Source organism: Rhodococcus sp. P4_C10 (assembly GCF_056402135.1).
Window position 1 is genome coordinate 29,358 of sequence record NZ_JBFUHZ010000022.1, and the last position, 22,666, is coordinate 52,023.

Genomic DNA, 22,666 nt, shown 5'->3' on the forward strand with positions numbered 1-22,666 from the left:
ACCGGCCGATGCGAAGGCCCCCGGACGAATTTCCGTCCGGGGGCCTTCGTGTGTGTCACGACAACGCGTGTGACGATCGAGCGTGCCTAGTGGCTGTGGCCGTGCCCGTGGTCCTCGACCGCGTCGACAGGCTTCTCCACGACGGCGCTCTCGGTGGTGAGCACCATCCGCGCGACGGAGACGGCGTTGACGACCGCGGAACGGGTCACCTTCACCGGGTCCACCACACCGTCGGCGAGCAGGTCGCCGTAGGTGAGGGTCGCGGCATTGAAGCCATGACCCTTGGGCGCCTCGGCGACCTTGCTGACCACGACGGACCCGTCGACGCCGGCGTTGGTGGCGATCCAGAACAGCGGCGTGCTCAGCGCGACCCGCAGGACCTCGACACCGGTCGCCTCGTCGCCGGTGAGCGACGCGGCAAGGGCGGTGAGGCCCTGACCGGCCTGCACCAGCGCGGAACCGCCGCCGGGGACGATGCCCTCCTCGACCGCGGCCTTGGCCGCGTTGACCGCGTCCTCGACCCGGAACTTGCGCTCCTTGAGGTCGGTCTCGGTGGCGGCGCCGACCTTGATCACCGCGACGCCGCCGGCCAGCTTGGCGAGGCGCTCCTCGAGCTTCTCGCGATCCCAGTCGGAGTCGGAGTTCTCGATCTCACGGCGCAGCTGGCCGACCCGGGTGGCGATGTCCGCCTCGGTGCCCGCACCGTCGACGATGGTGGTCTCGTCCTTGGTGACCACGACGCGGCGTGCGTTGCCCAGCAGCTCGAGGCCGGCTTCCTTGAGGGAAAGCCCGACGTCGGTGTTGATGACGGTGCCCGCGGTGACGACCGCGAGGTCGTCGAGGAACGCCTTGCGGCGGTCGCCGAAGAACGGCGCCTTGACCGCAACCGCCTTGATCGTCTTGCGGATGGCGTTGACCACCAGCGTGGAGAGCACCTCGCCCTCGACGTCCTCGGCGATGATCAGGAGCGGCTTGCCGGACTCGGCAACCTTCTCGAGCAGCGGCAGGACGTCGGGCAGGGAGCTGATCTTGTCGCGGACGAGCAGGATCAGCGCGTCCTCGAGGATCGCCTTCTGGGCGTCGACGTCGGTGACGAAGTAGGGCGAGAGGTAGCCCTTGTCGAACTGCACGCCCTCGGTGACGACGAGCTCGGTCTGCGTGGTCGAGGACTCCTCGATCGTGACGACGCCGTCGACGCCGACCCGGGTCATGGCCTCGCCGACCAGCTCGCCGATCTCCGCGTCACGCGAGGAGACGGTGGCGACCTGCGCGATGGCGGCCTTGCCCTCGACCGGGGTGGCGGCCGCGAGCAGTGCCTCGACGACCAGGTCGGCACCCTGGGCGATGCCCGCCCCGAGGGAGATCGGGTTGGCGCCTGCGGCGACGTTCTTCAGGCCGCCGCGGACCAGGCCCTGCGCGAGCACGGTGGCGGTGGTGGTGCCGTCGCCGGCGACGTCGTTGGTCTTGGTGGCGACGCTCTTGACGAGCTGGGCGCCGAGGTTCTCGAAGGGATCCTCGAGCTCGATCTCACGGGCGATGGAGACGCCGTCGTTGGTGACGGTCGGGCCGCCGAAGGCCTTGGCGAGGACGACGTGCCGGCCGCGGGGGCCGAGGGTCACCTTGACCGCGTCGGCCAGCTGGTCGACGCCGCGCTCGAGCGCACGACGCGCCTTCTCGTTGAACTCAATCTGCTTGGACATAGTACGTAGCTGCTCCTGGCTCGGGAGGGTCCGTCAACGCGATCCGCCCCGGGGTCACCGAGAAGAGGGGACACCGGGGCGGACTGCGAGTGGGCTTACTTGGAGATGACAGCCAGCACGTCGCGTGCCGACAGGATCAGGTACTCCTGACCGGCGTACTTGATCTCGGTTCCGCCGTACTTGCTGTAGATGACGGTGTCGCCTTCCTTGACATCGACCGGGATGCGGTTGCCCTTGTCGGTCACGCGGCCTTCGCCAACGGCGACGACGGTGCCCTCCTGGGGCTTCTCCTTGGCCGTGTCGGGGATGACCAGGCCTGAGGCAGTCGTCGTCTCGGCCTCGTTGGCCTGGACGAGGATCTTGTCCTCGAGCGGCTTGATGTTCACGCTCGCCACGATGAGCCCTCCACTTTCAGGGGTACTTGCGCCCGGGGCTGTTCCCCAGGCGTGTCGGTTTTGTTCTTCACGCAAGCGGCCCCTCACCGAGCCCCGTCGTCGCGGGTGCCGAGGCTGGGTCAGCGCCAACTAGCACTCTATACATGCGAGTGCCAGCGCTCAAGGGCAGGCGGCGCCACCGGACCGCAGCGCCACGATCAGCCAGTCACCCGTAGAAACCGTGGGTGACGAGAAGGTGACCTAGAGTCGTCGCCGTGGCAAACATCAGCAGACGTGGATTTCTCGGGCTCGCCGGGCTGGGCGCCGCAGGCGCCGTCGGCCTCGGAACGTTCGGCCGGGCGCCGTGGGGAACCTGGTACGCGGCCGCCGACGCGCTCCCCGAGTACCTGGCAGGCACGACCCTCGAGGCCGTGGCCACCCCGCTCGGCGGATCCGGCTACCGCGCCCTGACCGCGGGTCCGGGGTGGCCGATGATCGTGCGCGGCGAACTGGCCGGCGCACAGTCCGGACGCGAGGAGCGCCGCCGGGTGCTGGCCTCCTTCGTCCAGCTGACCGACCTGCACATCCTCGACGCCCAGTCGCCGATGCGGTTCGAGTACGTGCACCCGTTCACCGGGTCGGCGTTCCGCCCGCACGAGACGCTCACCACCCAGGGACTGGTGTCCCTGGTGTCCCGGATCAACTCCTTGCGGGGCGGCCCGCACACCGGGCGCCCGTTCGACGCGGTCGTGACCACCGGCGACAACACCGACAACAAGGAGCACGCCGAACTCGGCTGGCTGCTCACCGCGCTCAACGGCGGCACCTTCATCCCCAACACCGGTGCCGCGGACCGTTACGAGGGCGTGCAGAACTCCGGCGCGGACCTGTACTGGAACCCCGAGTCGCCGATCCAGGACATGTACAAGAAGGCCGGATTCCCGGAGATGCCCGGACTGCTCGGCGCGGCCCTGCGACCGGTCACCAGCCCGGGCCTGCGCACCCCCTGGTACAGCGTGTTCGGGAACCACGACGACGCGATCTCCGGCACCCTCCCCAACGGGATTCCGCTGCTCGAGAACATGTACACGGGGTCCCTCAAGATCGAGGCACCGAACTCCGAGCAGGCTCGTGCCATCGGCAGTGCCGCCAGTTCCGATCCGTCCGCCATCCCGGCCCTGCTCAGCGCGCTCACCACCCCGCCCCGCGTGGTCACCCCGGACGCCAGCCGCGCGCCGTTCACGCCCCGGCAGTACATCGCGGCCCACCTCGACCCGGCCAACACCGGCCCCGGCCCGGTCGGCCACGGCTTCGCCCCCGACGCCGGCGAGTCCGGCATCGGCTACTACTCCTTCGAGATCGCGCCCGGCGTCGTCGGCATCAGCATGGACTCCACCAACCACGCCGGAGCCGTCGACGGCTCGCTCGGCGAGGCCCAGTTCCGCTGGATCGAACAGACCCTGCAGGCAGGCAGCAGCCGCTACTTCGACGACGGCGGCCGGCCGGTCACCCAGTCCCGCACGGACACCTACTTCCTGCTCTTCAGCCACCACACCAGCGACACGATGGACGACGTCACGCCCGACCCGGAGAACCCGGGCGAGCGCCGGTACAAGGGCGCCCAGGTGGTCGAGCTGCTCAACCGCTTCCCGAACGTGCTGGCCTGGGTCAACGGCCACACCCACGAGAACCGGATCCACCCGCGACCCGGTCTGACGCCGGCGCAGGGCTTCTGGGAGATCAACACCGCCTCGCACATCGACTTCCCGCAGCACGCCCGGATCATCGAGGTGGTCGACAACGGCGACGGGACCGTCTCGCTGCTCACCACGCTGATCGAGTCGGACGCCCCGTACTCGGTCCCGCACGGCGACTTCTCGGCAACCGGGCTGGCGTCGCTCTACCGTGAGCTGTCCTTCAACGACATCCACATGGAGCCGGAGGAGATGGGCGTCTCGGGCGACCACAACACCGAACTGGTGCTGCCGTCACCGCGCGCCTGACCAGTACAGACGCCGAAATGCCCGCCGATTGCGCGGGTATTTCGCGTTCGGTACGGTCGGTGCCGTGCAGCTGACGCGATTCACCGATCTCGGGCTGCGAGTCGTGATGCGGCTCGCCGTCGCCCCCGGCGGCGGCGGGCTGACCACCAGCCAGGTGGCGGACGAACTGTCCATCCCCTACACCCACACCGCGAAAGTGGTCGCGCGGCTGAGCGAACTCGGCATGGTCGAGGCCCGCCGCGGTCGCGGCGGCGGACTGTCCATCACCGACGCCGCCCGTCGCACCTCGGTCGGCTGGCTGACCCGGGCGCTCGAGGGCGACGGCGAGGTCGTCACCTGTGAGGGCGACACCCCCTGCCCGCTGCGGAACGCGTGCCGCCTGCGTACCGCGCTGCGGCGCGCCCAGGACGCGTTCTACGACTCGCTCGACGGCATCACCGTCGCGGAGCTGACGTCGCCGCCGACGTCACAGACCCTGCTCACCCTCTCCCCGACCGTGGTGGCGGGGCCGGTGGCAACCTAGCCGCCCGCCTGCCGACGGCGGCGTCAGTCGCTCCCCTGCTGCAAGCGGGCCTGACCGCGGCGGACCGCGGCGGTGAGGATGCGGACACCGACCGCGATCAGGATCAGGTTTCCCACGATCTGCACCGACACGACGGCCCGGGCGACCTCACTCTTGGCGGCGATGTCCCCGAAGCCCACGGTCGAGAAGCACACCAGCGTGAAGTACAGCGAGTCGATCCTCGACAACGGTTCGTTGAAGTCGCCGGGCGCCTGCACCGACATCAGGTGGTACAGCGTGGCGAAGGACAGCAGGTACACGGGCAGGGTCAGCGCGAGGGCCTCGACGCCCTGCAGGGCGGGATACTGCGCCCGCACGATCTTCCGGATCTGCCAGACGCACAGCACCGTCACCGCCGTCAGACCGAACACCAGTCCGGCGAAAGCCGACGCCGACTGCAGGTCTGTCATCGGCACCGCGAAGTACGCCACCAACAGCAACACCGCGGTGCCCGCCGGACGCACGACCGCCCGGCGGATCAGCCTGCGGCGCTCCGCCTTCGACAGGGCCTCGAAGCGCTCAGTTTGCATCGCCCCGGTCCCGCGACTGGCTCACCGTCACGGACAGTCCGGGGTCGGTGGCGACGTTCAACGGGGACGGGCGTGCGCCCCCGGCGATCACGTGGGCACCCAGTGCGGCAATCATCACCCCATTGTCGGTGCACAGCCGCGGCTTCGGGATGCGAAGCGTCAAACCGGCCGCCGCGCAGCGCTCCTCCGCCATCGAGCGGATCCGCGAGTTGGCCGTCGCACCGCCGCCGAGGACCAGGGTGTCCACCCCGACGTCGGTGGCCGCGCGGACCGCCTTCATGGTGAGCACGTCGGCCACCGCCTCCTGGAAGCTCGCGGCGATGTCGGGGATGGACAGCGGTTCGCCGGCCCGCTCGCGGGACTCGACGTACCGCGCGACCGCCGTCTTGAGACCCGAGAACGAGAAGTCGTTGCGGGCGTCGCGCGGGCCAGTCATCCCGCGGGGGAAGGCGATCGCCTTCGGGTCCCCCGTCTGTGCCGCCGCATCCAGGGCCGGACCACCGGGGAAGCCGAGGCCGAGCAGGCGGGCCACCTTGTCGAAGGCCTCCCCCGCCGCGTCGTCCACCGTGGTGCCGAGTTCGGTGATCGGCTTGGCCAGGTCCTCCACGTGCAGCAGGTGGGTGTGCCCGCCGGAGACGAGCAGCGCCACGCACGGCGGCATCGGCCCGTGTTCGAGGGTGTCCACGGCGACATGGCCGCCGAGGTGGTTGAGCGCGTAGAAGGGCACGTCCCACGCCGCCGCGTACGCCTTCGCCGCGGCCGCACCGACGAGCAGCGCGCCGGCGAGCCCGGGGCCGATGGTGACGGCCAGGGCGTCGGGCTTGGCAATGCCGGCCTGCGCCAGGGCACGACGCATGGTCGGCACGATCGCCTCGAGGTGCGCGCGCGAGGCCACCTCGGGCACCACGCCGCCGTACCGCGCGTGCTGGTCGACGCTGGAGGCCACCTCGTCCGCGAGCAGCTCGCAGGTGCCGTCCGGGCGCCAGCGGACGATGCCGACTCCCGTTTCGTCGCAGGAACTCTCGATGCCCATCACGATCATGCTCGTTCGCCCTCCGGCTGTCCGTCCACAGTGACATCCCCCGTCGCTTCGCTCGCCACAGTGACATCCCCCGTCGCTTCGCTCGCCACAGTGACATCCCCCGTCGCTTCGCTCGCCACAGTGACATCCCCCGTCGCTTCGCTCGCCCCGGCCCGGCGCATGGTGTACGCGTCGGCGCCGCTGGGCTGGTAGTAGTTTCGGCGGATCCCGACGCTCTCGAAGCCCTCGCGCCGGTACAGCCCGATCGCGGGTTCGTTGTCGGTACGCACCTCGAGGAACACCGGTCCGCCGTGCGCGTCGGCCTCCCGCAGCAACGCCGCGAGCAGCAGCGAGCCGATCCCGTGGCCCTGGCCGGCGGGGTCGACGCCGATGGTGTGCACCTCTGCCTCCGGGTCAGACGCGGTACCCAGCAACGCGATTCCGGCGTACCCGAGTGTCGTGCCCGCGTCGTCGCGCGCCACGAAGTAGCGGTTGTGGGGCTGGGCCAGTTCGGCGCGGAACGCGTCGGCGCTCCACGGTCCGTCGCCGGGGAAGAGCGCCTCCTCCAGCTCGGCGCACCGCGCGGCGTCGGCCACCGTCATCGCGACAATGCGCGCGCTCATTTCTTGCGATCCGCCATCTCAACCGCGTCGGGACGACGAAGGTAAAGCGGCACAAGAGGTTCCGGCTCTGCGTCGGAGTTCAACGCGGCCGCGGCGACGCGAACGAGAGCGGCGGGCGACGGCGTCTCCACCGGCTCGACGGGCAGGTCGAACAGGTCCACGTGCCGGGCGGACCCGGCCACGGCCGCCGACGGCATCGGGTCGAGGTCGGCGGGCTTGTTCACCGCAGGACCCTCCACCCGCGCGCCCGCGGAGTACCGGGCCCAGTACACCTCGCGACGCCGGGCGTCGGTGACCACCAACAGGTCCCGGCCGAGCGCGGCTTCCGAGGCGATGGCGTCGAGGCTGCAGACCCCGTGCACGGGGATGCCCAGCGCGTCGGCGAAGGCGGCCGCGGTGGCCATCCCCACCCGCAGCCCGGTGAACGGGCCGGGCCCGGCACCGACGACCACGGCGTCGAGGTCCGCGGGGACGTGACCGGCCTCGGCCAGACACTCCAGGATGTGCGGCGTCAACACCTCCGCGTGCGCACGGGCGTTGACCGTGATTCGGGTGGCCAGCGTGCGCGGGGTGTCGCCGTCGAGGCGAACCACCCCCGCGGTCACGGCCGGGGTAGAGGTATCGACGGCGAGTACGAGCACGATTACCGAGGATACCCGCACGTCAGAACAGGTCTCGACGCTGCCCGTCGAGCTAGGACACCCAGCCCCACTCCGCGGTGCGCACATCGGACTCCGGTTCACGCCGCAGACGGACCAGCAGATGCCGGTCAGCGAGGTGCTCGACCACGCCCTCGCCCCACTCCACCACCACGACCGCACCGGCCAGGTCGGTGTCGAGGTCCAGCGCGTCGAGTTCGTCGAAGGTCTGGGCGCCGCCACCGGAGCCGGCCTCGCCGGCGAGACCGAGCCGGTAGGCGTCCACGTGCACCATGGCCACCGGCTCGCCGCCGCCGGGGCGCTCACCCGCCCGATGCTCGCGGGCGATGATGAACGTCGGCGAGCTCACCCGACCCTGCACCCCGAGCCCGGCCGCGATGCCGCGCGCCAACGCCGTCTTGCCCGCACCGAGTGGACCGTCGAGCACCACCAGGTCCCCGGCTGCGAGCTCGACCGCCAGCCGACGGCCGAAGGCCTCGGTGTCCTCGGCGGTGGGCAGCGCAATGCCGGTCTGCGTACGGTCAGCCACTGACGACGCTCCTTTCGGTCTGGTCCTGCTGCCGCATCGCCCGCGCGAACAGCCGGTCGATCGCGTCGGTGACTCGCATCGGGAACTCCAGCTGCACCAGGTGCCCGGCCGAGGCCACCCGCACCAGCTCACAGTCCAGCAACGCGTCGGCCATCGCCTCGGACTGCGCGAACGGGATGACCATGTCGGCGTCGCCGCAGAGCACCAATGCGGGTAGTGGCGCGACCACCGGCAGCGCCTCCGACTCGTCGTGCAGCTCGAGCGACTCGAGGAAGTTCACGATGGTGGTCACCGAGGTGTCGTTGAGCATGCCCTCCGAGAACCGCACCAGGCTCGGGCTGACGTCGGTGCCGTACGAGGCCGCGCGCATGATCGGCGAAATCACCGCGCGGGCCGCGCCCCGGCCGAACTGGACCAGTCCGGGCGACGTACGGACCGCCAACCGGAACGCGTCGATCACGGGGTTGCGCAGGTTGCGGCTCAGCCCTGTCTTGTTCAGGCCCGCGGCGGCGGTGGAGATCAGCCCCACCCCGATCACCCGTTCGTCGAACAGCTCCGGTCGCTGCCGGGCCAGGGCCAGGATCGTCATTCCGCCCATCGAGTGCCCGACCAGCAGCACCGGGCCGTCGGGCGCGACCGCGCGCAACACCGCGTCGAGGTCCCGGCCGAGCTGGCCGATGGTACAGCTCGCGACGCTCGAGGTGCCGGAACGGCCGTGCCCGCGCTGGTCGTAGAAGACCATCCGCACCGCGGCGCCCCAACGACGTTCGAGCTGACGGCGCTGGAAGTGCCAGGACTCCATGCGCAGGCAGTAGCCGTGCACGAAGACCACGGTGACCGGCGCATCGGCCGGCCCGACCTCGCGCACCGCGAGCGGGGTGCCGTCGTCGGCCGCCACGACGCAGCCCCGGTCGGCCTCCATCATCCCGAAGTCCTCGCGGGCGTACCGGTCGCGGAACCCCCGACGGCCCCGCGCCGGGCGACGGGCGACGCTGACGCCGGCCAGCGCACCGAGCCCTGCCGCCGTCACCGCGCCGCCCGCCAGCCCGGCCCGCTTCAACGGATTCACCTGGCCGCCCCGGCACCGCCGCGGCGGTAACTGCGCACCACGCGGCCACGGACGCCGGTCACCACTTCGTAGTGAATGGTGTCGAGCGCGTCCGCCCAGTCCTGGGCGACCGGACCGCCGCCGTCACCGGGCCCGAACAGGATCGCCTCGTCGCCCTCGGCCACCCGACCGGGGTCGGCGCCGAGGTCGATGACGACCTGATCCATGCACACCCTGCCGATCTGCGGGTAGCGCCGGTCGCCGATCTGCACCTCGAAACGCCCGCTGATCGCGCGCGGGATGCCGTCGGCGTACCCGACCGGCAGCAGCGCGACCGTGGTGTCCTGGTCCGCCACCCACGTGTGCCCGTAGGAGACCCCGGAACCGGCCGCAACCTTCTTGACCAGGGCCACCCGGGCCCGCAACGTCATCACCGGACGCAGCCCGAACTCGCCGAGATCGGGTACCGGGGACAGCCCGTACAGCGCAATGCCGGGCCGCACCATGTCGAAGGACAGGTCCGGCCGGGTCAGCACCGCCGCGGAGTTCGACATGTGCACCCGCTCGGCGCGCAGCCCGAGCGCGGCCGCCTGCGAAACGGCGTGACGCAGCGCCGCGACCTGGGTGTCGATCACCGGGTGGTGCGGCTGGTCGGCGTGGGCGAAGTGCGAGAAAACTCCACGGAACCGGGTCGCGCCCTCGGCCTCGGCCCGGGCCAGCCCGTCGAGCAGGTCTGCGAGCTCGGTCGGCGAGACGCCGTTGCGGTTGAGTCCCGTGTCCACCTTCATGGAGACGGCGGCGGTGGTGCCGACTGCGCGGGCCGCAGCCACCACCGCGTCCAGGTGCCGCGGCGAGGACACCGCGAGTTCGACGCCCGCGGCAATGGCGGGGGCGAAGTCGGCGTCGGGGGTGTGCAACCAGGACAACACCGGCGCATCGATGCCGCCGGCGCGCAACTCCAGCGCCTCGTCGAGTGTGGTGACACCGAGTTCGGCCGCACCCGCCGCCAACGCGGCCTTCGCGACCCGGACGGCGCCGTGGTTGTAGCCGTCGGCCTTGACCACCGCCATCAGCGCGGCGTCCCCGGCGTGTTCTCGCAGTACCCGCACGTTGTGTGCAAGGGCGTCGAGATCGATCAGTGCTTCCGCCTGCGGCGCGGGCTGTGCCTGCGGGTCACCCCGCTCCCCTGACTGGGTGGAGAATTCGGCACCCGCCGCGTGGACGTATGCCGCGACACTGGGCTTCGCGGGGATAATCATGGTCCGTCGATCCTGCCATTTTCGACCGAATCCCCAAATAGTTTCACATCCTCATGAGGTCACGGTTTGGGCACCTGTTGGGCGCGAAGAATCCGCACAGCCGCCCTGACCTGGGACAACAGTGCTCCGGCGGAAATCGGGGCCGCAGTGACCGATCTCTCACCCGCCGCCAGATTCGCGGCCAGCGAATGCGCCCGCGCCCCCATCGCCGCCGCCGTTGCCAGGTCCAGGCCCGACGCCGCCAGTGCGCCGACCATGCCGGCCAGCACGTCACCCGAACCGGGTGTGGCAGCAGCCGAACCGGCCGCGTCGTTGAGCAGCACCTGCCCGTCCGGACGCGCGATCACCGTGCACCGCCCCTTGAGCAGCACCGTGACGCCCCAGTCCGCGGCCAGCCGCCGGGTGTGCCCCACCCGGTCCGCCGCCGGATCGACGCCGGCGAGCCTCGCGAACTCCCCCGCATGCGGCGTGAGCAGGGTCGGCGCGGACCGCCCGGCCACCAGCCCCGGATCGGCCGCCAGGAGTGTGAGGCCGTCGGCATCCACCAGCACCGGCAGGTCGGTGCCGAGGACGGCCCGCAGCTGCGCCGCGGCGGACTCGCCGGTGCCCGCGCCCGGACCCACCACCCACGCCTGGACCCGGCCGGCATCCTCGACGCAATCGGCCGCAACCACCTCTGGCCACCTCGAAAGCACTTGCGCGGCAGCAGTTCCCGCATACCGCACCATCCCGGAGGTGGCGGTCACCGCGGCCCCCGCACAGAGCACCCCGGCGCCGGGATAGCGGGCGCTGCCCGCCACCACGCCGACGACGCCTTGCGTGTACTTGTCGTCGCTCGCGCCCGGCACCGGCCAGCGCGCGCCGACCTCGGATGCGGTCAACGCCCGCAGGGAGGCCTCCCCGGGCGCCAGTCCGATGTCGACAAGTTCGACCCGGCCGCAGTGTGCGGCGGCCAGCGCGTGCACCGGCTTGAGCGCGCCGAAGGCGACCGTGACCTGTGCCGTCACCGCCGGCCCGGGAGCCTCCCCGGTATCCGGGTCCACCCCGCTCGGCAGGTCGACCGCCACGATGGGCGCCGCCACCCGCCGGACCAGCGCCGCGGCGGGCGGGCGCAACGGCCCCCGCCCCGAGAGTCCCACGATGCCGTCGAGCACCAGGTCGGGATCGCCGAGGTCGGCCTCCGACCCCCGTGCCACCCGGCCGCCCGCGGCGCGCAGGGCGGCCAGCCCCGCCGCGTGTGCCCGGTCCGGGTCCAGCAGCACGGCGCGGACCGCCACACCGCGGCGGCGCAGCATCGCCCCGGCCCACAGGGCGTCGCCGCCGTTGTCGCCGGAACCGACCAGCAGGGTCACCCTGCGGCCCGCCACTCCCCCTGTGCGGGAACGCAGTTCGGAGGCCACCACCAGTTCGAGACCGTGCGCGGCGCGCCACATCAACGTGCCCTCGGGCAGTGCCGCCAGCAGCGGAGCCTCAGCCGCACGCACCTGCTCGGCCGGGTAGTAGTCCCGCATCGATGACCTCCTCGAGAAGATGGCGTCCGCCCCGTCGACCGTATCGGCTCCCGCTGCTCGACGGTTCCCACGGCGACGTCCGGGGTCTAGCCTGAAGCTATGCGTGCACCGTCGATTCACGCGCTCGGAGTCGTCTTGGCGTCCGGTCTGTTGCTCACGTCAGTGCTCACGGGATGCGCCACCACCGAGTCACCGGAAGTCTCGCTGACCGCGGGCGGATCCGCGACCGTGACGATCTCCAACATGCGGTTCAACCCGTCGATCCTGCGAATCCGGGCCGGCGACACGGTGACGTGGGTTTTCGCCGACCAGGGCACCGAGCACGGCGTGGTCTCGAACGCCAACGCCCAGGAGTACTTCGCGAGCGGCGTCCAGAGCGGCGGAACCTACAGCCACAAATTCATCCGGGTCGGCATGAGCCGGTACTTCTGCTCCGAGCACGCCAGCATGGGCGGCACCATCACCGTGCGCTGACGGGTCCAGCCTCGCTGACGGGTCTAACCTGGGGCGATGCGTGCACACTGGATGCGCGGACTCGGGTCCGCCACGGCAATCGGACTCCTGCTGGCCTCGGCCGTGGTCGGCTGCGCCGACACGAGCAAACCCGACGTCGGCCAGGCGGCACCGACCTCGTCCGCCTCGAACGCAGACCCGACCGTGGTCGTCTCCGGGATGAGCTTCCAGCCGTCCACCGTGACGATCAGGGTGGGACAGACGGTGACCTGGAAGTTCGACGACCGTGGCATCGCGCACAACGTGACCTCCGCCGCGGGCGCCCCCGCGCAGTTCGCGAGCACCATCATGACCGGCGGAAGTTACAGCCACACCTTCGACCAGCCGGGCACCTACCCGTACACCTGCACCCTGCACTCGGGGATGGCGGGCACCGTCGTCGTGCAGTGACCGCGCGGTTCGGTGACCTGCCGGTCACCKAACCTGCCCGGGTCTACTCGACGGTGACGGACTTCGCCAGGTTGCGCGGCTTGTCGACGTCGTAGCCCCGCACCTTCGCCACCTCGGCCGCGAACACCTGCAGCGGAACCGTGGACAGCAGCGGCTGCAGCAGGGTCGGCGCCGCCGGGATCTCGATCAGGTGGTCGGCGTGCGCCCGGACCGTCTCGTCGCCCTCCTCGGCGATGACGATCGTCCGCGCGCCCCGGGCCTTGATCTCCTGGATGTTCGAGACCAGCTTCGAGTGCAGCACCGCGCGCCCCTTGGGCGAGGGCATGACGACGATGACCGGCAGGCCCTCCTCGATCAGCGCGATCGGCCCGTGCTTGAGTTCGCCGGCGGCAAAGCCCTCGGCGTGCATGTACGCCAACTCCTTGAGCTTGAGCGCACCCTCGAGTGCCACCGGGTACCCGACGTGCCTACCCAGGAACAGCACGGTCCGGGCGTCGGCAAACTCACGGGCCAGGGCCCGAACCGGCTCGGCCGTCTCCAGGACGCGGGCCACCAGCGCGGGCATGGCCTCGAGATCCGCGTACTCCCGGGCCACCTCGTCCGGGTACTTGGTGCCACGAGCCTGCGCCAGCGCCAGGCCCACGAGGTAGTTCGCGGTCACCTGCGCCAGGAACGCCTTGGTCGACGCGACCGCGATCTCCGGACCGGCCCGGGTGTAGAGGACGGCGTCGGCCTCGCGGGGGATCTGCGCGCCGTTGGTGTTGCAGATGGCCAGCACCCGCGCCTTCTGGTCCTTGGCGTGCTTGACCGCCTCGAGCGTGTCCGCGGTCTCGCCGGACTGGGAGATCGCCACCACCAGCGTCGAGCGGTCGAGCACCGGGTCGCGGTAACGGAACTCGCTGGCGAGCTCCACCTCGACGGGCAGCCGGGTCCAGTGTTCGATCGCGTACTTGGCGAGCAGTCCGGAGTGGTACGCGCTGCCGCAGGCGACGACGAAGACCTTGTCCACGTCGCGCAGCTCCTGGTCGGACAGGCGCTGCTCGTCGAGGACGATCTTGCCGTCCGCGAAGTGGCCGAGGAGGGTGTCGGCCACCGCGGTCGGCTGCTCTTCGATCTCCTTGAGCATGAAGTAGTCGTGGCCGCCCTTCTCGGCGGCGGCGAGGTCCCAGTCGATGCGGAACGGGCGGCCCTGCGCCTCGTTGCCGGCGAAGTCGCTGATCGTGTAGCCGTCGGCGGTGATCACCACCACCTGGTCCTGACCGAGCTCGATGGCGTCGCGCGTGTGCTCGATGAACGCCGCGACGTCCGAGCCGAGGAACATCTCGCCCTCGCCGACGCCCACCACCAACGGGGTGGAGCGACGGGCGGCGACGATCGTCTCGGGGTGGTCGGCGTGCGTGAAGACCAGGGTGAAGGCGCCCTCGAGCCGACGCACGACCTGCTGCGCACTGGCGATGAAGTCGCCGGCCGTCGGCCCCTCCGCGTAGGCCCGGGCGACGAGGTGCACGGTGACCTCGGAGTCGGTGTCCGACGCGAAGTCGATGCCGGCCTGCTCGAGCTCGGCGCGCAGCGGCGCGAAGTTCTCGATGATGCCGTTGTGGACGACCGCGACCTTGCCGGTCGCGTCGAGGTGCGGGTGCGCGTTGCGGTCGGTCGGCCGGCCGTGGGTGGCCCACCGGGTGTGCCCGATGCCCGTGCTGCCGACAAAGCGCTCGGTGCCGGTCTCGGCGAGCTCCGCCTCGAGGTTGGCGAGCTTGCCGGCCTTGCGTTCGACGGCAAGTCCGCCGGCGCCGTCCAGCACCGCGATCCCGGCCGAGTCGTAGCCGCGGTACTCCATTCGGCGCAGCGCCTCCACCACGACGCCCAGCGCCTGGCGGTGGCCGACGTATCCCACGATTCCGCACATGGTTACCCAGCGTACTGGGGCTGCGAGCCCACGCCGACCGGCAGGTCCGGCCACCAGGACTTGCCGCCGATCCGTCGGGCGATCCGTCAGTCCGGGTCGCCCTCGGCGAGGAAGTCGGCAAATGCCGGCCACATGGTCTCCCGCGCCGCCCGACCTGTGAGCACACCGAGATGCCCACCCGGAAACGCCCCGTAGCGAACTCTCGGTGAACCGTCCAACAGTTCCGTGAGGTGGCGCACCGCGGGCTCCGGCGCCAGAACGTCGCCGCTGCCCGCGACCACCATCACCGGCACGTCGATGTCGCCGAGGCTCACCCGCCGGCCGGCGATCTGCATGTGCCCGGTCGCGAACTCGTTCGAGCGCATCACCACGTGGTAGAGCTGCCCGAAGGTCCGCCCCGGGTAGGCGTACATGTTGTCCATGAACCGGTCGACGGCCTCGATCTGCTCGAGGTGGTCCCGGTCGTCGAGGTTCGCCAGGACGGCAAACGGCCGGGTGAGGTACTTGTCGATGCTGGCCGCCTTGAAACCGAGGCTGGTCAGCGGCGCCGGAATGGTGCCGAGCAACCGGTAGAACGGCGCGACGGTGTACGGGCCGAACACCCGGTCCAGCGGGCGCAGCGTCGCGAACAACGGCACCCGCCGAAGATCGAAGGGGCTGGCGATCGGCGTCAACGACTGCAGCGGCAACTCGGGGTGCGCGGCCGCGGCGTAGACCGCGAAGATCCCGCCGAGCGACCATCCGGCCAGGTGCACACTGCGACCGCCGGCGTCGGCGCTGACCACCCGCACCGCGTCCGGCACCACGTCGTCGACCCAGTGCTCGAATCCACGGGCACGGTCGGCGAAGTTCACCGGCCCGTAGTCCACCACGTAGACGTCGCGGCCGGTCTCCTGCAGGTACTCGACGACGCTGCACCCGCGGCGCAGGTCGAAGGCCATCGCGGGGGCCGCCAGCGGGGTCACGAGCAGCACCGGCGCGCCGGTGGCCGCCCTGCGGGTCGAGCGGAAGCGGCGCACCGTGCGGTCGGGGTTGGCGTCGACCACCTCCGACGGCGTCGGCCGCAGGTCGGCCAGCCCGTCCGAGGTGATTCGCGCGCGGACGTTCTCGACCGCGCGTGCCACGCTCCGGGACGTCGGTACCGCAATGCCGAACACTGTTCGTTCCCCCTGCTCTGCTGACGACTCGACCTCGGCCGCCCGAAGTTGCTTCGAGAATCGGCTGTGGGATCGGATACGGTCATCACCGTGGCGCCGACTCCGAAGACCCTGGCCTCCCGTCTATCTAAGCGCGGTCCGCACCGGGTGCTGCGCGGCGACCTCTCGTTGGCCGGTCAACCCGGCGTGGTGTTCACGCCCGCATCGGGGTTCTCGATGCCGGCGGTGGCCTTCGCCCACGGCTGGATGACCGGCGTCGACCGGTACCAGGAGACGCTCACGCACCTGGCTTCCTGGGGCCTCGTCGTCGCCGCCCCGGACACCCAGCGTTCGCCGGTCCCCTCTCACGTCGCGCTCGCCTCGGACCTGCGCACCGCGATCGACATCTGTGTCGGTGTGCGACTGGGCCCGGGGAAGATCAGCGTCGACCCCACCAAGATCGCCTTCGCCGGTCACGGGATGGGTGCCGGTGCCGCGGTGCTCGCCGCCGCGACACACGGCCCGGCCGCCGCGGTGGCCGCACTGTTCCCGGCACCGACCGCCCCGCCCGCCGAACGGTCCGCGGCCAAGATCGCCGCGCCCGGCCTGATCGTCGCGGGCGCCGACGACCTCGAGTCGATGAACTGCAACGCGAAGTCCCTGGCGACCGCCTGGGACGGGCAGGCCATCCTGCGCACCGTGGACGGCGCGTCCGCGAGCGGACTGGCCGAGGGCCGGCGCCTGTTCGGCGCGCTGGGGCTCGGCGGTTCCGAACGCAAGACGCAGAAGACGACCCGTGCCCTGCTCACCGGCTACCTGCTCTACCACCTGCTCGGCGAGACGGAGTACGAGCCGTACGCACTGCCCGGCGCGCAGCTGCCCGGCACCCACGCCGTGGACCCGACCGCCGCGACGGATCACACCAGCCAGCTCTTCACCCGGTAGGCCTCGACGCGGTCCGGCTCGGGTTCGGGTGCACCGGGAGTCGCCGCCGCGGCGTCGGTCCGGTCCCGCTCGCGGGACTCGTCGGCGCGCCGGAGCACTCGTCCCGCCGACGGACCGGCCCGTACGAATGGCGGTTCCACTGGTGTCCCACAACGCAATTGGTGTGCACGCAGCGCCGCCGCGCGGTCTGCCGCGGCAATCCTGGACCGGACGTCGTCCAGCGCGACGGCATGCTCGGCCAGCAGCCGGTCCGCCGCGTGCCGGCTCGTCACAGCGGCCCGGCTTCGGCCAGGTCGGCACCCGAGTCACCGCCGGCCGGCGCCGGTTCCGCGGCCAACGGCCGAGCGGCGGACTCGGTGTCGGGCAGCGGCGATTCCGGGTCGAGACCGGACCGAACGGGTCCGGGTCCAGGCTGCACCTGCGCCTGCTCTGACCCCTGTTCCTGCTCCGAGCCCGACGCCTGCTCCGGCGGTTCCGGCTCGGGTCCAGCCGACGCGGGTTCGGCCACCCGGGTGTCGAGCACCCCGCCCCCTGCGTCCTCCCCGCCCTCGGTGTCCTCCCCGCCCCCGTGAGTGTCCGCCGGCCCGCTCGCCGGGGGGTCGATTGCCGGTTCCACACCGACGTCGGCGGCGACGGGGTCGGCATCGATCCGGTCCAGCGCATCCGTGAGCAGGTGCCGTGCCCCCTCGACCGCCCGCGTCGTCGCGTCGCAGAGCGCGAGGAACGCGGCGGCCTGCGACTGCACGTGTGGGACAAGAACTTCGCGCAGCCACGATGCGCCTGCGTCGGCCGTGCGAGTGATCATCAGGTCCACCTCGGCCGGGGTGTGCCCGGCGACAAGGGGTGCGTCGAAGCCGGCGGCAACCTCGGACGCGGCGTCGAGTGCGGTCCGGGCGACGCGGACCGCGTCCGTCATCGCCTCGTGCACGACGGCAACCCGTGCGCATTCCTCCCGGGCCCGGCCCAAGTGCGCGCCGATCCGCTCGCGGGCCGCGTCGGCGGCTTCGCCCGCCCAGCCGTCCGCGAGGTGACGGACCAGGTCCTCCTGTCTCGTGCATTCCGCACGGAGCACCTGGAGGGCGGCGCCGACCGCGTCCGCGTCCGCCTCTCGGTCCGCGAGGTCCGTGCCCCACCCGGACGCCCGCGCCCGCAACTGATCGCAGGTGACGCCCGCCTCCGCACGCGGGAGGAATTCCGCGAAGTACCCGTCGCCGCGGACCCAGGAACCGGCCCCGTTGGTCACCGGCGTTCCCCGCCCAGCGAGGTCCCGCCGTCGAGGAGTCGGGCGTTCTCGGCGTCCTGACGGACGTAGCGGTCCACGGTCACGGCCAGCCGACGCGCGTCCTCCGACGTCGCGTCCGCGAGGGCCTGAATGCGTCGGGCCAGGCCGTCGAGGCCGCGGCCTCTGATCGCCGTCGCCGCCGCACTCACGGCCGTGGCAGACTCCCGCAACCCGTTGGCCACGGTTCGCAGCCCCGCCGCGTCCAACTCGAGGCGCTCGCCCACCCCGCTGTCGTCCTCACCCACTGAGCCCCCTCGCGGAATGCACCCGTCACTGGGTCAGACGCGGCGGCGGCTCAATCGGTTCCGGCGCACTGTGGACGCGGGTGAGAGCGCGAGAATCGGTCGGGAACTGACGAGGGTCAGACCGACGCGACGTGGCCCGCGAGGTCGTCGGCGAGCTTGCGCGCCACCTCGATCTCGGCCGCCTCCACCATCACCCGCACCAGCTGCTCGGTGCCCGACGGCCGCAACAGCACCCGGCCCGCCTCGCCGAGGATCTGCTCCGCCTCGGCGACCGCCGCCAGCACGGTGGGCGCGGTGGCGACCGCGGCCTTGTCGCTGACCTTCACGTTCACCAGCACCTGCGGGAGGGTGACCATCGCCGCGGCCAGTTCGGCCAGAGTCTTGGAGGTCTGCGCCATCCGGCCCATCAGCCGCAGGCCGGTGAGCACGCCGTCGCCGGTGGTGCCGAAACCGGGCAGCACGACGTGTCCGGACTGCTCGCCTCCGAGGCTGTAGGAGCCGTTGCGCAGTTCCTCGAGCACGTACCGGTCGCCGACCGCGGTGGTGCGGACCTCGATGCCCGCCTCGCGCATCGCGATGTGCAGGCCCAGGTTGCTCATCACCGTGGCGACGAGGGTGTTGTCGACCAGCTCGCCGGAGTCCCGCATCGCCAGCGCCAGGACGGTCATGATCGCGTCACCGTCGACGATCGCGCCGGTGGCGTCGACCGCGAGGCATCGATCCGCGTCGCCGTCGTGCGCGAGCCCGAGGTCGGCGCCGTGCTCGACGACCGCGGCCTGCAGGACGTCGAGGTGCGTCGAACCGCAGCCGTCGTTGATGTTCAGTCCGTCGGGGTCTGCGTAGATCTCGATCACCGTGGCTCCGGCGGCCCGGTAGGCCTGCGGTCCGACTACCGACGCGGCCCCGTTGGCACAGTCCACCACCACGGTGAGTCCGTCCAGCCGATGGCTGTTGCCGCGGGCCAGCTGGGCGAGGTAACGCTCGGCGGCGTCGTCGGCGACCCGGACCCGGCCGATGCCGGCGCCGGTGGGCCGGGGAATCAGGTCGTGGTCGGCGATGGCCGCCTCGATCCGGTCCTCCGACTCGTCGTCGAGCTTGTGCCCACCCGCCGCGAAGATCTTGATGCCGTTGTCCGGCATGGGGTTGTGCGAGGCGGAGATCATCACGCCGAGCGAGGCCTCGTAGGCGCCGGTGAGGTAGGCGACGGCGGGGGTCGGCAGCACGCCGACACTGACCACGTCGACTCCCGCGGCGGTGAGGCCCGCGGTGACCGCGGCCTCGAGCATCTCGCCGCTGGCCCTGGGGTCTCGGCCGACGACGGCGGTCGGTCTCGGCACGCCGCGCTCCGAGAGCGCCAGCACCGACGCGGCAGCGCCCGCAATACGAAGTGCGAGCTCGACGCTCAGCTCCGCGTTGGCAAGACCGCGAACGCCGTCCGTCCCGAACAACCGACCCATGAATCAGACCCCTTTGAGTACCTACGACAAGAGCAGGCGTCCGGTACTGCTGGACGCCTGCTCTTGTTGGTGAACAGGTGCCGGCACCAACCCCGGAGGGCGGCGCCGGCGACACATCAGCGCTTGGAGTACTGAGATGCCTTACGGGCCTTCTTCAGGCCGTACTTCTTGCGCTCGACGGCGCGGGCGTCACGGGTGAGGAAGCCGGCGCTCTTGAGAGCGGGGCGGTCCTCGGGCGTGACCTCGATCAGGGCCCGGGCGATGGCCAGACGCAGGGCGCCTGCCTGTCCGGACGGTCCGCCGCCGTGCAGCAGGGCGACGATGTCGAAGGACTCGGCGCGCTCAACGGTGACGAGCGGAGCCTTGATCAGCTGCTGGTGCACCTTGTTGGGGAAGTAATCCTCCATGGTGCGGCCGTTCAGCTTGAACTCGCCGGTGCCGGGGGTGAGGCGGACGCGGACGACAGCCTCCTTACGACGGCCGACGGTCTGCACGGGACGGTCGATGTAGATCGGGGCGGGCGCGACGGCCTCGACCTCGAACTCCTCGACGATCTCGGGCTGGTCCGCGGAGGCGAACTCCTCCACGACGGTCTCCTCGACGATGACCTCGTCGTTCGACACGTTCTGCTCTTCCGGCGCGGTCACTGGGCCACCTGCTTGATCTCGAACGGAACCGGCTGCTGCGCGGTGTGGGGGTGGGTCGGGCCTGCGTAGACCTTCAGCTTGCCGGCGATGGCGCGGCCCAGCTTGTTCTTGGGGAGCATGCCGGTGACGGCCTTCTCCACGAGACGGTCCGGGGTCCGCTCCAGAACCTCTCCGACGGTCCGCGACTTCAGACCACCGGGGTAACCGGAGTGGTTGTACAGGAGCTTGCCGTCGCGCTTGTTACCGCTGATGGCAACCTTGTCCGCATTGATGATGACGACGAAGTCGCCGCCGTCGATGTGCGGTGCAAAGGTGGGCTTGTGCTTGCCGCGCAGCAGATTCGCTGCCTGGACGGCAAGGCGGCCGAGCACCACGTCAGTGGCGTCGATGACGTGCCACGTGCGGGTCACATCTCCGGCCTTCGGGGTGTACGTAGACACAGAACTTCCTCGTCATATCGTGTAGCTGCTGGCCAACGCGCACGGTGCGGATGTTCCCGGCGGCCAGTGGAGACCCAGGAACCCGTGATACGGGCGGCACGTGAATGCCCCGCCGTAACGCACGCCGACTGCGTACCTTACCGCCCAGGTCAGGGCCTGGTCAAAAGCTGGCTCCGGGGACACCGCACCGACGGCGCCGCCCGGGCCCGCACCGCTCCCCGCGCAAGCACCCCCACGGCGTCGGGGCCGGCGACGAAGGCGGTCACCACCGACGCGACCGCGTCAGCTCAGCGCATCTGCCAGTTGCGCTACCGCCCAGGTGATCTCGTCACGCTCGACCACGAGCGGCGGCGCCAGCCTGATCGTCCCCTCGTGCGCGTCCTTGGCCAGGATCCGGCGAGCCAGCAGGCGTTCGCAGATCACCCGGGCGGGCGGCTGCCCCGCGGCCAGTTGCACCCCCGCCCACAGTCCCCGACCGCGCACCGCCGTCACCCGGTCGGACGGCAGCGCCCCGAGCAGGGTGTGCAGGTGCGCACCGAGTTCGCGGCTGCGGCCCTGGTACTCGCCCGTCCCGAGCATCCGGACCACTTCCACGGCCACGGCGCAGGCCAGCGGGTTGCCGCCGAAGGTGCTGCCGTGCTGACCCGGCCCGATGACACGCAGCACCGGCCAGTCGGCCACCACCGCGGAGACCGGGACCAGACCGCCGCCGAGCGCCTTGCCCAGGATGTACACGTCGGGCACGACGTCCTCGTGATCGCAGGCGAAGGTTTCTCCGGTCCGACCGAGGCCGCTCTGGATCTCGTCGGCCAGCATCAGCATCGAGTGCTCGTCGCACAGTTCCCGGACCGCGCGGAGGTAGCCGTCCGGCGGGACCAGCACCCCGGCCTCGCCCTGGATCGGCTCGACCAGCACCGCCACGGTGTTCGGTGTGACCGCCGCCGCCATCGCCGCCGCGTCCCCGTACTCGACGGTGCGGAAACCCGGCGGGTACGGCCCGAATCCGTCGTGTGCGTCCGGGTCGGTGGAGAACCCGACGATGGCGATGGTCCGGCCGTGGAAGTTGCCGGCGCAGGTGATGATCTCCGCCTGGTCCGGCGGCACACCCTTCACGTCGTATCCCCAGCGCCGGGCCAGTTTCAACGCGGTCTCGACGGCCTCCGCGCCGGTGTTCATCGGCAGCACCGCCTCCTTTCCGCACAGCCCGCTGACGGCCTCACAGAAATCGGCGAACACCGAATGCTGAAAGGCCCGGCTCGTGAGTGCGAGGCGACCGAGTTGAGAACGTGCGACCTCGACAAGACGGGGGTGTGCATGGCCGAAGTTGAGCGCGGAGTAGCCGGCGAGCAGGTCCAGGTAGTCGACGCCGTCGATGCCGCGCGCCCACACGCCCTGCGCAGACTCCAGCACCACCGGCAGCGGGTCGTAGTTGTGCGCACTGTGCGCCGCCGCTCGCGCGAGTTCGGCCTCCGTCTGCGCCGTCACCGGCACCAGCGGTTCGCTGGGCGGAAGTTCGGAGTCTCTGGGATCGGTACTCATGTCCACTCCCCCTGTTCGAGGTAGCCACGAGAGCCACGTCTGCGACCCCGCCGCGGCGGCTGTCGTCAGTATCCGCGCACCACCGCGGCGCCGCCACCGAACCAGGCCGGCCGCGGTCCCTGCCACGGTCGGCCGAGGATGCACCCGCCGGGACGAACCCCGGGAAGGGCCGCCGGCAACCGCACACCCGACAGCCGGCGCCCGGCCCCGGAAACGCGAAATGCCCCGCACCACAACCCCTATAAGGAGTCGTGATGCGAGGCATTCGCAAAATATGTACGGCGGTGACCTACTCTCCCACACCCTGTCGAGTGCAGTACCATCGGCGCTGGAGGGCTTAGCTTCCG

At 71.2% G+C, this 22,666-nt stretch carries 23 protein-coding genes, 1 rRNA gene and 1 pseudogene; 5 read left to right on the forward strand and 20 right to left on the reverse strand.

Translation table 11 applies throughout. The annotated features are described in order from the left end of the window. Positions 1-86 precede the first annotated feature (86 nt). Positions 87-1,700 (reverse strand): chaperonin GroEL, encoded by a 1,614-nt coding sequence (gene groL / locus AC1DWC_RS16180; protein WP_477909616.1) that lies wholly within the window; start codon positions 1,698-1,700, stop codon positions 87-89. 95 nt (positions 1,701-1,795) lie between these two features. Beyond that, positions 1,796-2,095: a co-chaperone GroES gene (gene groES / locus AC1DWC_RS16185; RefSeq protein ID WP_027501788.1), complete on the reverse strand. Its 300-nt coding sequence runs from the start codon at positions 2,093-2,095 to the stop codon at positions 1,796-1,798. A 254-nt stretch (positions 2,096-2,349) separates the two neighbouring features. Between groES and AC1DWC_RS16190 the strand changes: the two genes are divergently transcribed. Both AC1DWC_RS16190 and AC1DWC_RS16195 read left to right on the forward strand, forming a co-directional pair. Further along, positions 2,350-4,077: a TIGR03767 family metallophosphoesterase gene (locus AC1DWC_RS16190; protein WP_477909618.1), complete on the forward strand. Its 1,728-nt coding sequence runs from the start codon at positions 2,350-2,352 to the stop codon at positions 4,075-4,077. A gap of 64 nt (positions 4,078-4,141) precedes the next feature. Then, positions 4,142-4,600, forward strand: coding sequence for an RrF2 family transcriptional regulator (locus AC1DWC_RS16195; RefSeq protein WP_072843824.1), 459 nt, complete (start codon positions 4,142-4,144; stop codon positions 4,598-4,600). Positions 4,601-4,623: 23 nt separating this feature from the next. On the opposite strand, the gene AC1DWC_RS16200 is transcribed toward AC1DWC_RS16195, so the two are convergent. The 8 genes and pseudogenes from AC1DWC_RS16200 to AC1DWC_RS16235 all read right to left on the reverse strand — a co-directional run bounded on the left by AC1DWC_RS16200 (position 4,624) and on the right by AC1DWC_RS16235 (position 11,819). Beyond that, positions 4,624-5,169: a potassium channel family protein gene (locus AC1DWC_RS16200; protein ID WP_477909620.1), complete on the reverse strand. Its 546-nt coding sequence runs from the start codon at positions 5,167-5,169 to the stop codon at positions 4,624-4,626. Next, positions 5,159-6,211, reverse strand: coding sequence for a tRNA (adenosine(37)-N6)-threonylcarbamoyltransferase complex transferase subunit TsaD (tsaD, locus tag AC1DWC_RS16205; RefSeq protein WP_477909622.1), 1,053 nt, complete (start codon positions 6,209-6,211; stop codon positions 5,159-5,161). Before tsaD ends, AC1DWC_RS16200 begins: the two co-directional genes overlap by 11 nt. 137 nt (positions 6,212-6,348) lie before the next feature. Beyond that, positions 6,349-6,813: pseudogene (gene rimI / locus AC1DWC_RS16210) on the reverse strand (ribosomal protein S18-alanine N-acetyltransferase); the annotation flags it as partial. Then, positions 6,810-7,454: a tRNA (adenosine(37)-N6)-threonylcarbamoyltransferase complex dimerization subunit type 1 TsaB gene (gene tsaB, locus AC1DWC_RS16215; RefSeq protein WP_477909624.1), complete on the reverse strand. Its 645-nt coding sequence runs from the start codon at positions 7,452-7,454 to the stop codon at positions 6,810-6,812. The gene tsaB and the pseudogene rimI, both read right to left, overlap by 4 nt. Before the next feature lie 52 nt (positions 7,455-7,506). Further along, positions 7,507-8,001: a tRNA (adenosine(37)-N6)-threonylcarbamoyltransferase complex ATPase subunit type 1 TsaE gene (tsaE, locus tag AC1DWC_RS16220; protein WP_477909626.1), complete on the reverse strand. Its 495-nt coding sequence runs from the start codon at positions 7,999-8,001 to the stop codon at positions 7,507-7,509. Continuing rightward, a complete protein-coding gene (locus AC1DWC_RS16225) occupies positions 7,994-9,070 on the reverse strand; it encodes an alpha/beta fold hydrolase (RefSeq protein WP_477909628.1) in 1,077 nt (358 codons plus the stop codon). The genes tsaE and AC1DWC_RS16225 overlap by 8 nt, the downstream gene beginning before the upstream one ends. Beyond that, on the reverse strand, positions 9,067-10,308 hold the full coding sequence (gene alr, locus AC1DWC_RS16230; protein ID WP_477909630.1) for an alanine racemase: 1,242 nt from the start codon (positions 10,306-10,308) through the stop codon (positions 9,067-9,069). Before alr ends, AC1DWC_RS16225 begins: the two co-directional genes overlap by 4 nt. 59 nt (positions 10,309-10,367) lie before the next feature. Continuing rightward, entirely contained in the window at positions 10,368-11,819 is a 1,452-nt protein-coding gene (locus AC1DWC_RS16235) for an NAD(P)H-hydrate dehydratase (protein ID WP_477909632.1), read from the reverse strand. A 99-nt stretch (positions 11,820-11,918) separates the two neighbouring features. Between AC1DWC_RS16235 and AC1DWC_RS16240 the strand changes: the two genes are divergently transcribed. After that, entirely contained in the window at positions 11,919-12,293 is a 375-nt protein-coding gene (locus AC1DWC_RS16240) for a cupredoxin domain-containing protein (protein WP_477909634.1), read from the forward strand. A gap of 36 nt (positions 12,294-12,329) precedes the next feature. Next, complete coding sequence (locus tag AC1DWC_RS16245) at positions 12,330-12,722, forward strand: cupredoxin domain-containing protein (protein ID WP_477909636.1); 393 nt, start codon at positions 12,330-12,332, stop codon at positions 12,720-12,722. Positions 12,723-12,765: 43 nt separating this feature from the next. On the opposite strand, the gene glmS is transcribed toward AC1DWC_RS16245, so the two are convergent. Together glmS and AC1DWC_RS16255 are read right to left on the reverse strand one after the other, a co-directional pair. Beyond that, on the reverse strand, positions 12,766-14,628 hold the full coding sequence (glmS, locus tag AC1DWC_RS16250; RefSeq protein ID WP_477841972.1) for a glutamine--fructose-6-phosphate transaminase (isomerizing): 1,863 nt from the start codon (positions 14,626-14,628) through the stop codon (positions 12,766-12,768). 86 nt (positions 14,629-14,714) lie between these two features. Then, entirely contained in the window at positions 14,715-15,752 is a 1,038-nt protein-coding gene (locus AC1DWC_RS16255) for an alpha/beta fold hydrolase (RefSeq protein WP_477909638.1), read from the reverse strand. A gap of 123 nt (positions 15,753-15,875) precedes the next feature. Here AC1DWC_RS16255 and AC1DWC_RS16260 point away from each other — a divergent pair, with 123 nt between their 5' ends. Next, positions 15,876-16,709, forward strand: a complete 834-nt coding sequence (locus AC1DWC_RS16260) for a poly(ethylene terephthalate) hydrolase family protein (RefSeq protein WP_477909640.1) — start codon at positions 15,876-15,878, stop codon at positions 16,707-16,709. Here AC1DWC_RS16260 and AC1DWC_RS16265 read toward each other — a convergent pair. The 8 genes from AC1DWC_RS16265 to rrf form a co-directional block, all read right to left on the reverse strand. Next, positions 16,682-16,981: a hypothetical protein gene (locus AC1DWC_RS16265; protein ID WP_477909642.1), complete on the reverse strand. Its 300-nt coding sequence runs from the start codon at positions 16,979-16,981 to the stop codon at positions 16,682-16,684. The genes AC1DWC_RS16260 and AC1DWC_RS16265 overlap by 28 nt on opposite strands. Then, positions 16,978-17,952: a hypothetical protein gene (locus AC1DWC_RS16270; protein WP_477909644.1), complete on the reverse strand. Its 975-nt coding sequence runs from the start codon at positions 17,950-17,952 to the stop codon at positions 16,978-16,980. The genes AC1DWC_RS16265 and AC1DWC_RS16270 overlap by 4 nt, the downstream gene beginning before the upstream one ends. Then, positions 17,949-18,236, reverse strand: coding sequence for a hypothetical protein (locus AC1DWC_RS16275; protein ID WP_477909646.1), 288 nt, complete (start codon positions 18,234-18,236; stop codon positions 17,949-17,951). The genes AC1DWC_RS16270 and AC1DWC_RS16275 overlap by 4 nt, the downstream gene beginning before the upstream one ends. A gap of 116 nt (positions 18,237-18,352) precedes the next feature. After that, positions 18,353-19,693 (reverse strand): phosphoglucosamine mutase, encoded by a 1,341-nt coding sequence (gene glmM, locus AC1DWC_RS16280; RefSeq protein WP_477909648.1) that lies wholly within the window; start codon positions 19,691-19,693, stop codon positions 18,353-18,355. A 116-nt stretch (positions 19,694-19,809) separates the two neighbouring features. Next, a complete protein-coding gene (rpsI, locus tag AC1DWC_RS16285; RefSeq protein WP_072843777.1) occupies positions 19,810-20,340 on the reverse strand; it encodes a 30S ribosomal protein S9 in 531 nt (176 codons plus the stop codon). Next, positions 20,337-20,780 (reverse strand): 50S ribosomal protein L13, encoded by a 444-nt coding sequence (gene rplM / locus AC1DWC_RS16290; protein ID WP_072843778.1) that lies wholly within the window; start codon positions 20,778-20,780, stop codon positions 20,337-20,339. Before rplM ends, rpsI begins: the two co-directional genes overlap by 4 nt. A 282-nt stretch (positions 20,781-21,062) precedes the next feature. After that, positions 21,063-22,319, reverse strand: coding sequence for an ornithine--oxo-acid transaminase (gene rocD, locus AC1DWC_RS16295; protein WP_477909650.1), 1,257 nt, complete (start codon positions 22,317-22,319; stop codon positions 21,063-21,065). A 276-nt stretch (positions 22,320-22,595) separates the two neighbouring features. Beyond that, a 5S ribosomal RNA gene (gene rrf, locus AC1DWC_RS16300) occupies positions 22,596-22,666 on the reverse strand; the annotation flags it as partial.

What these genes read in the sequence shown, in the direction of transcription:
- tsaD (WP_477909622.1), bottom strand. Translation starts at nt 6,211, where the DNA reads ATGATCGTGATGGGCATCGAGAGTTCCTGCGACGAAACGGGAGTCGGC.
- AC1DWC_RS16245 (WP_477909636.1), top strand. Translation starts at nt 12,330, where the DNA reads ATGCGTGCACACTGGATGCGCGGACTCGGGTCCGCCACGGCAATCGGA.
- AC1DWC_RS16200 (WP_477909620.1), bottom strand. Translation starts at nt 5,169, where the DNA reads ATGCAAACTGAGCGCTTCGAGGCCCTGTCGAAGGCGGAGCGCCGCAGG.
- glmS (WP_477841972.1), bottom strand. Translation starts at nt 14,628, where the DNA reads ATGTGCGGAATCGTGGGATACGTCGGCCACCGCCAGGCGCTGGGCGTC.
- glmM (WP_477909648.1), bottom strand. Translation starts at nt 19,693, where the DNA reads ATGGGTCGGTTGTTCGGGACGGACGGCGTTCGCGGTCTTGCCAACGCG.
- rocD (WP_477909650.1), bottom strand. Translation starts at nt 22,319, where the DNA reads ATGAGTACCGATCCCAGAGACTCCGAACTTCCGCCCAGCGAACCGCTG.
- AC1DWC_RS16240 (WP_477909634.1), top strand. Translation starts at nt 11,919, where the DNA reads ATGCGTGCACCGTCGATTCACGCGCTCGGAGTCGTCTTGGCGTCCGGT.
- groL (WP_477909616.1), bottom strand. Translation starts at nt 1,700, where the DNA reads ATGTCCAAGCAGATTGAGTTCAACGAGAAGGCGCGTCGTGCGCTCGAG.
- alr (WP_477909630.1), bottom strand. Translation starts at nt 10,308, where the DNA reads ATGATTATCCCCGCGAAGCCCAGTGTCGCGGCATACGTCCACGCGGCG.
- AC1DWC_RS16235 (WP_477909632.1), bottom strand. Translation starts at nt 11,819, where the DNA reads ATGCGGGACTACTACCCGGCCGAGCAGGTGCGTGCGGCTGAGGCTCCG.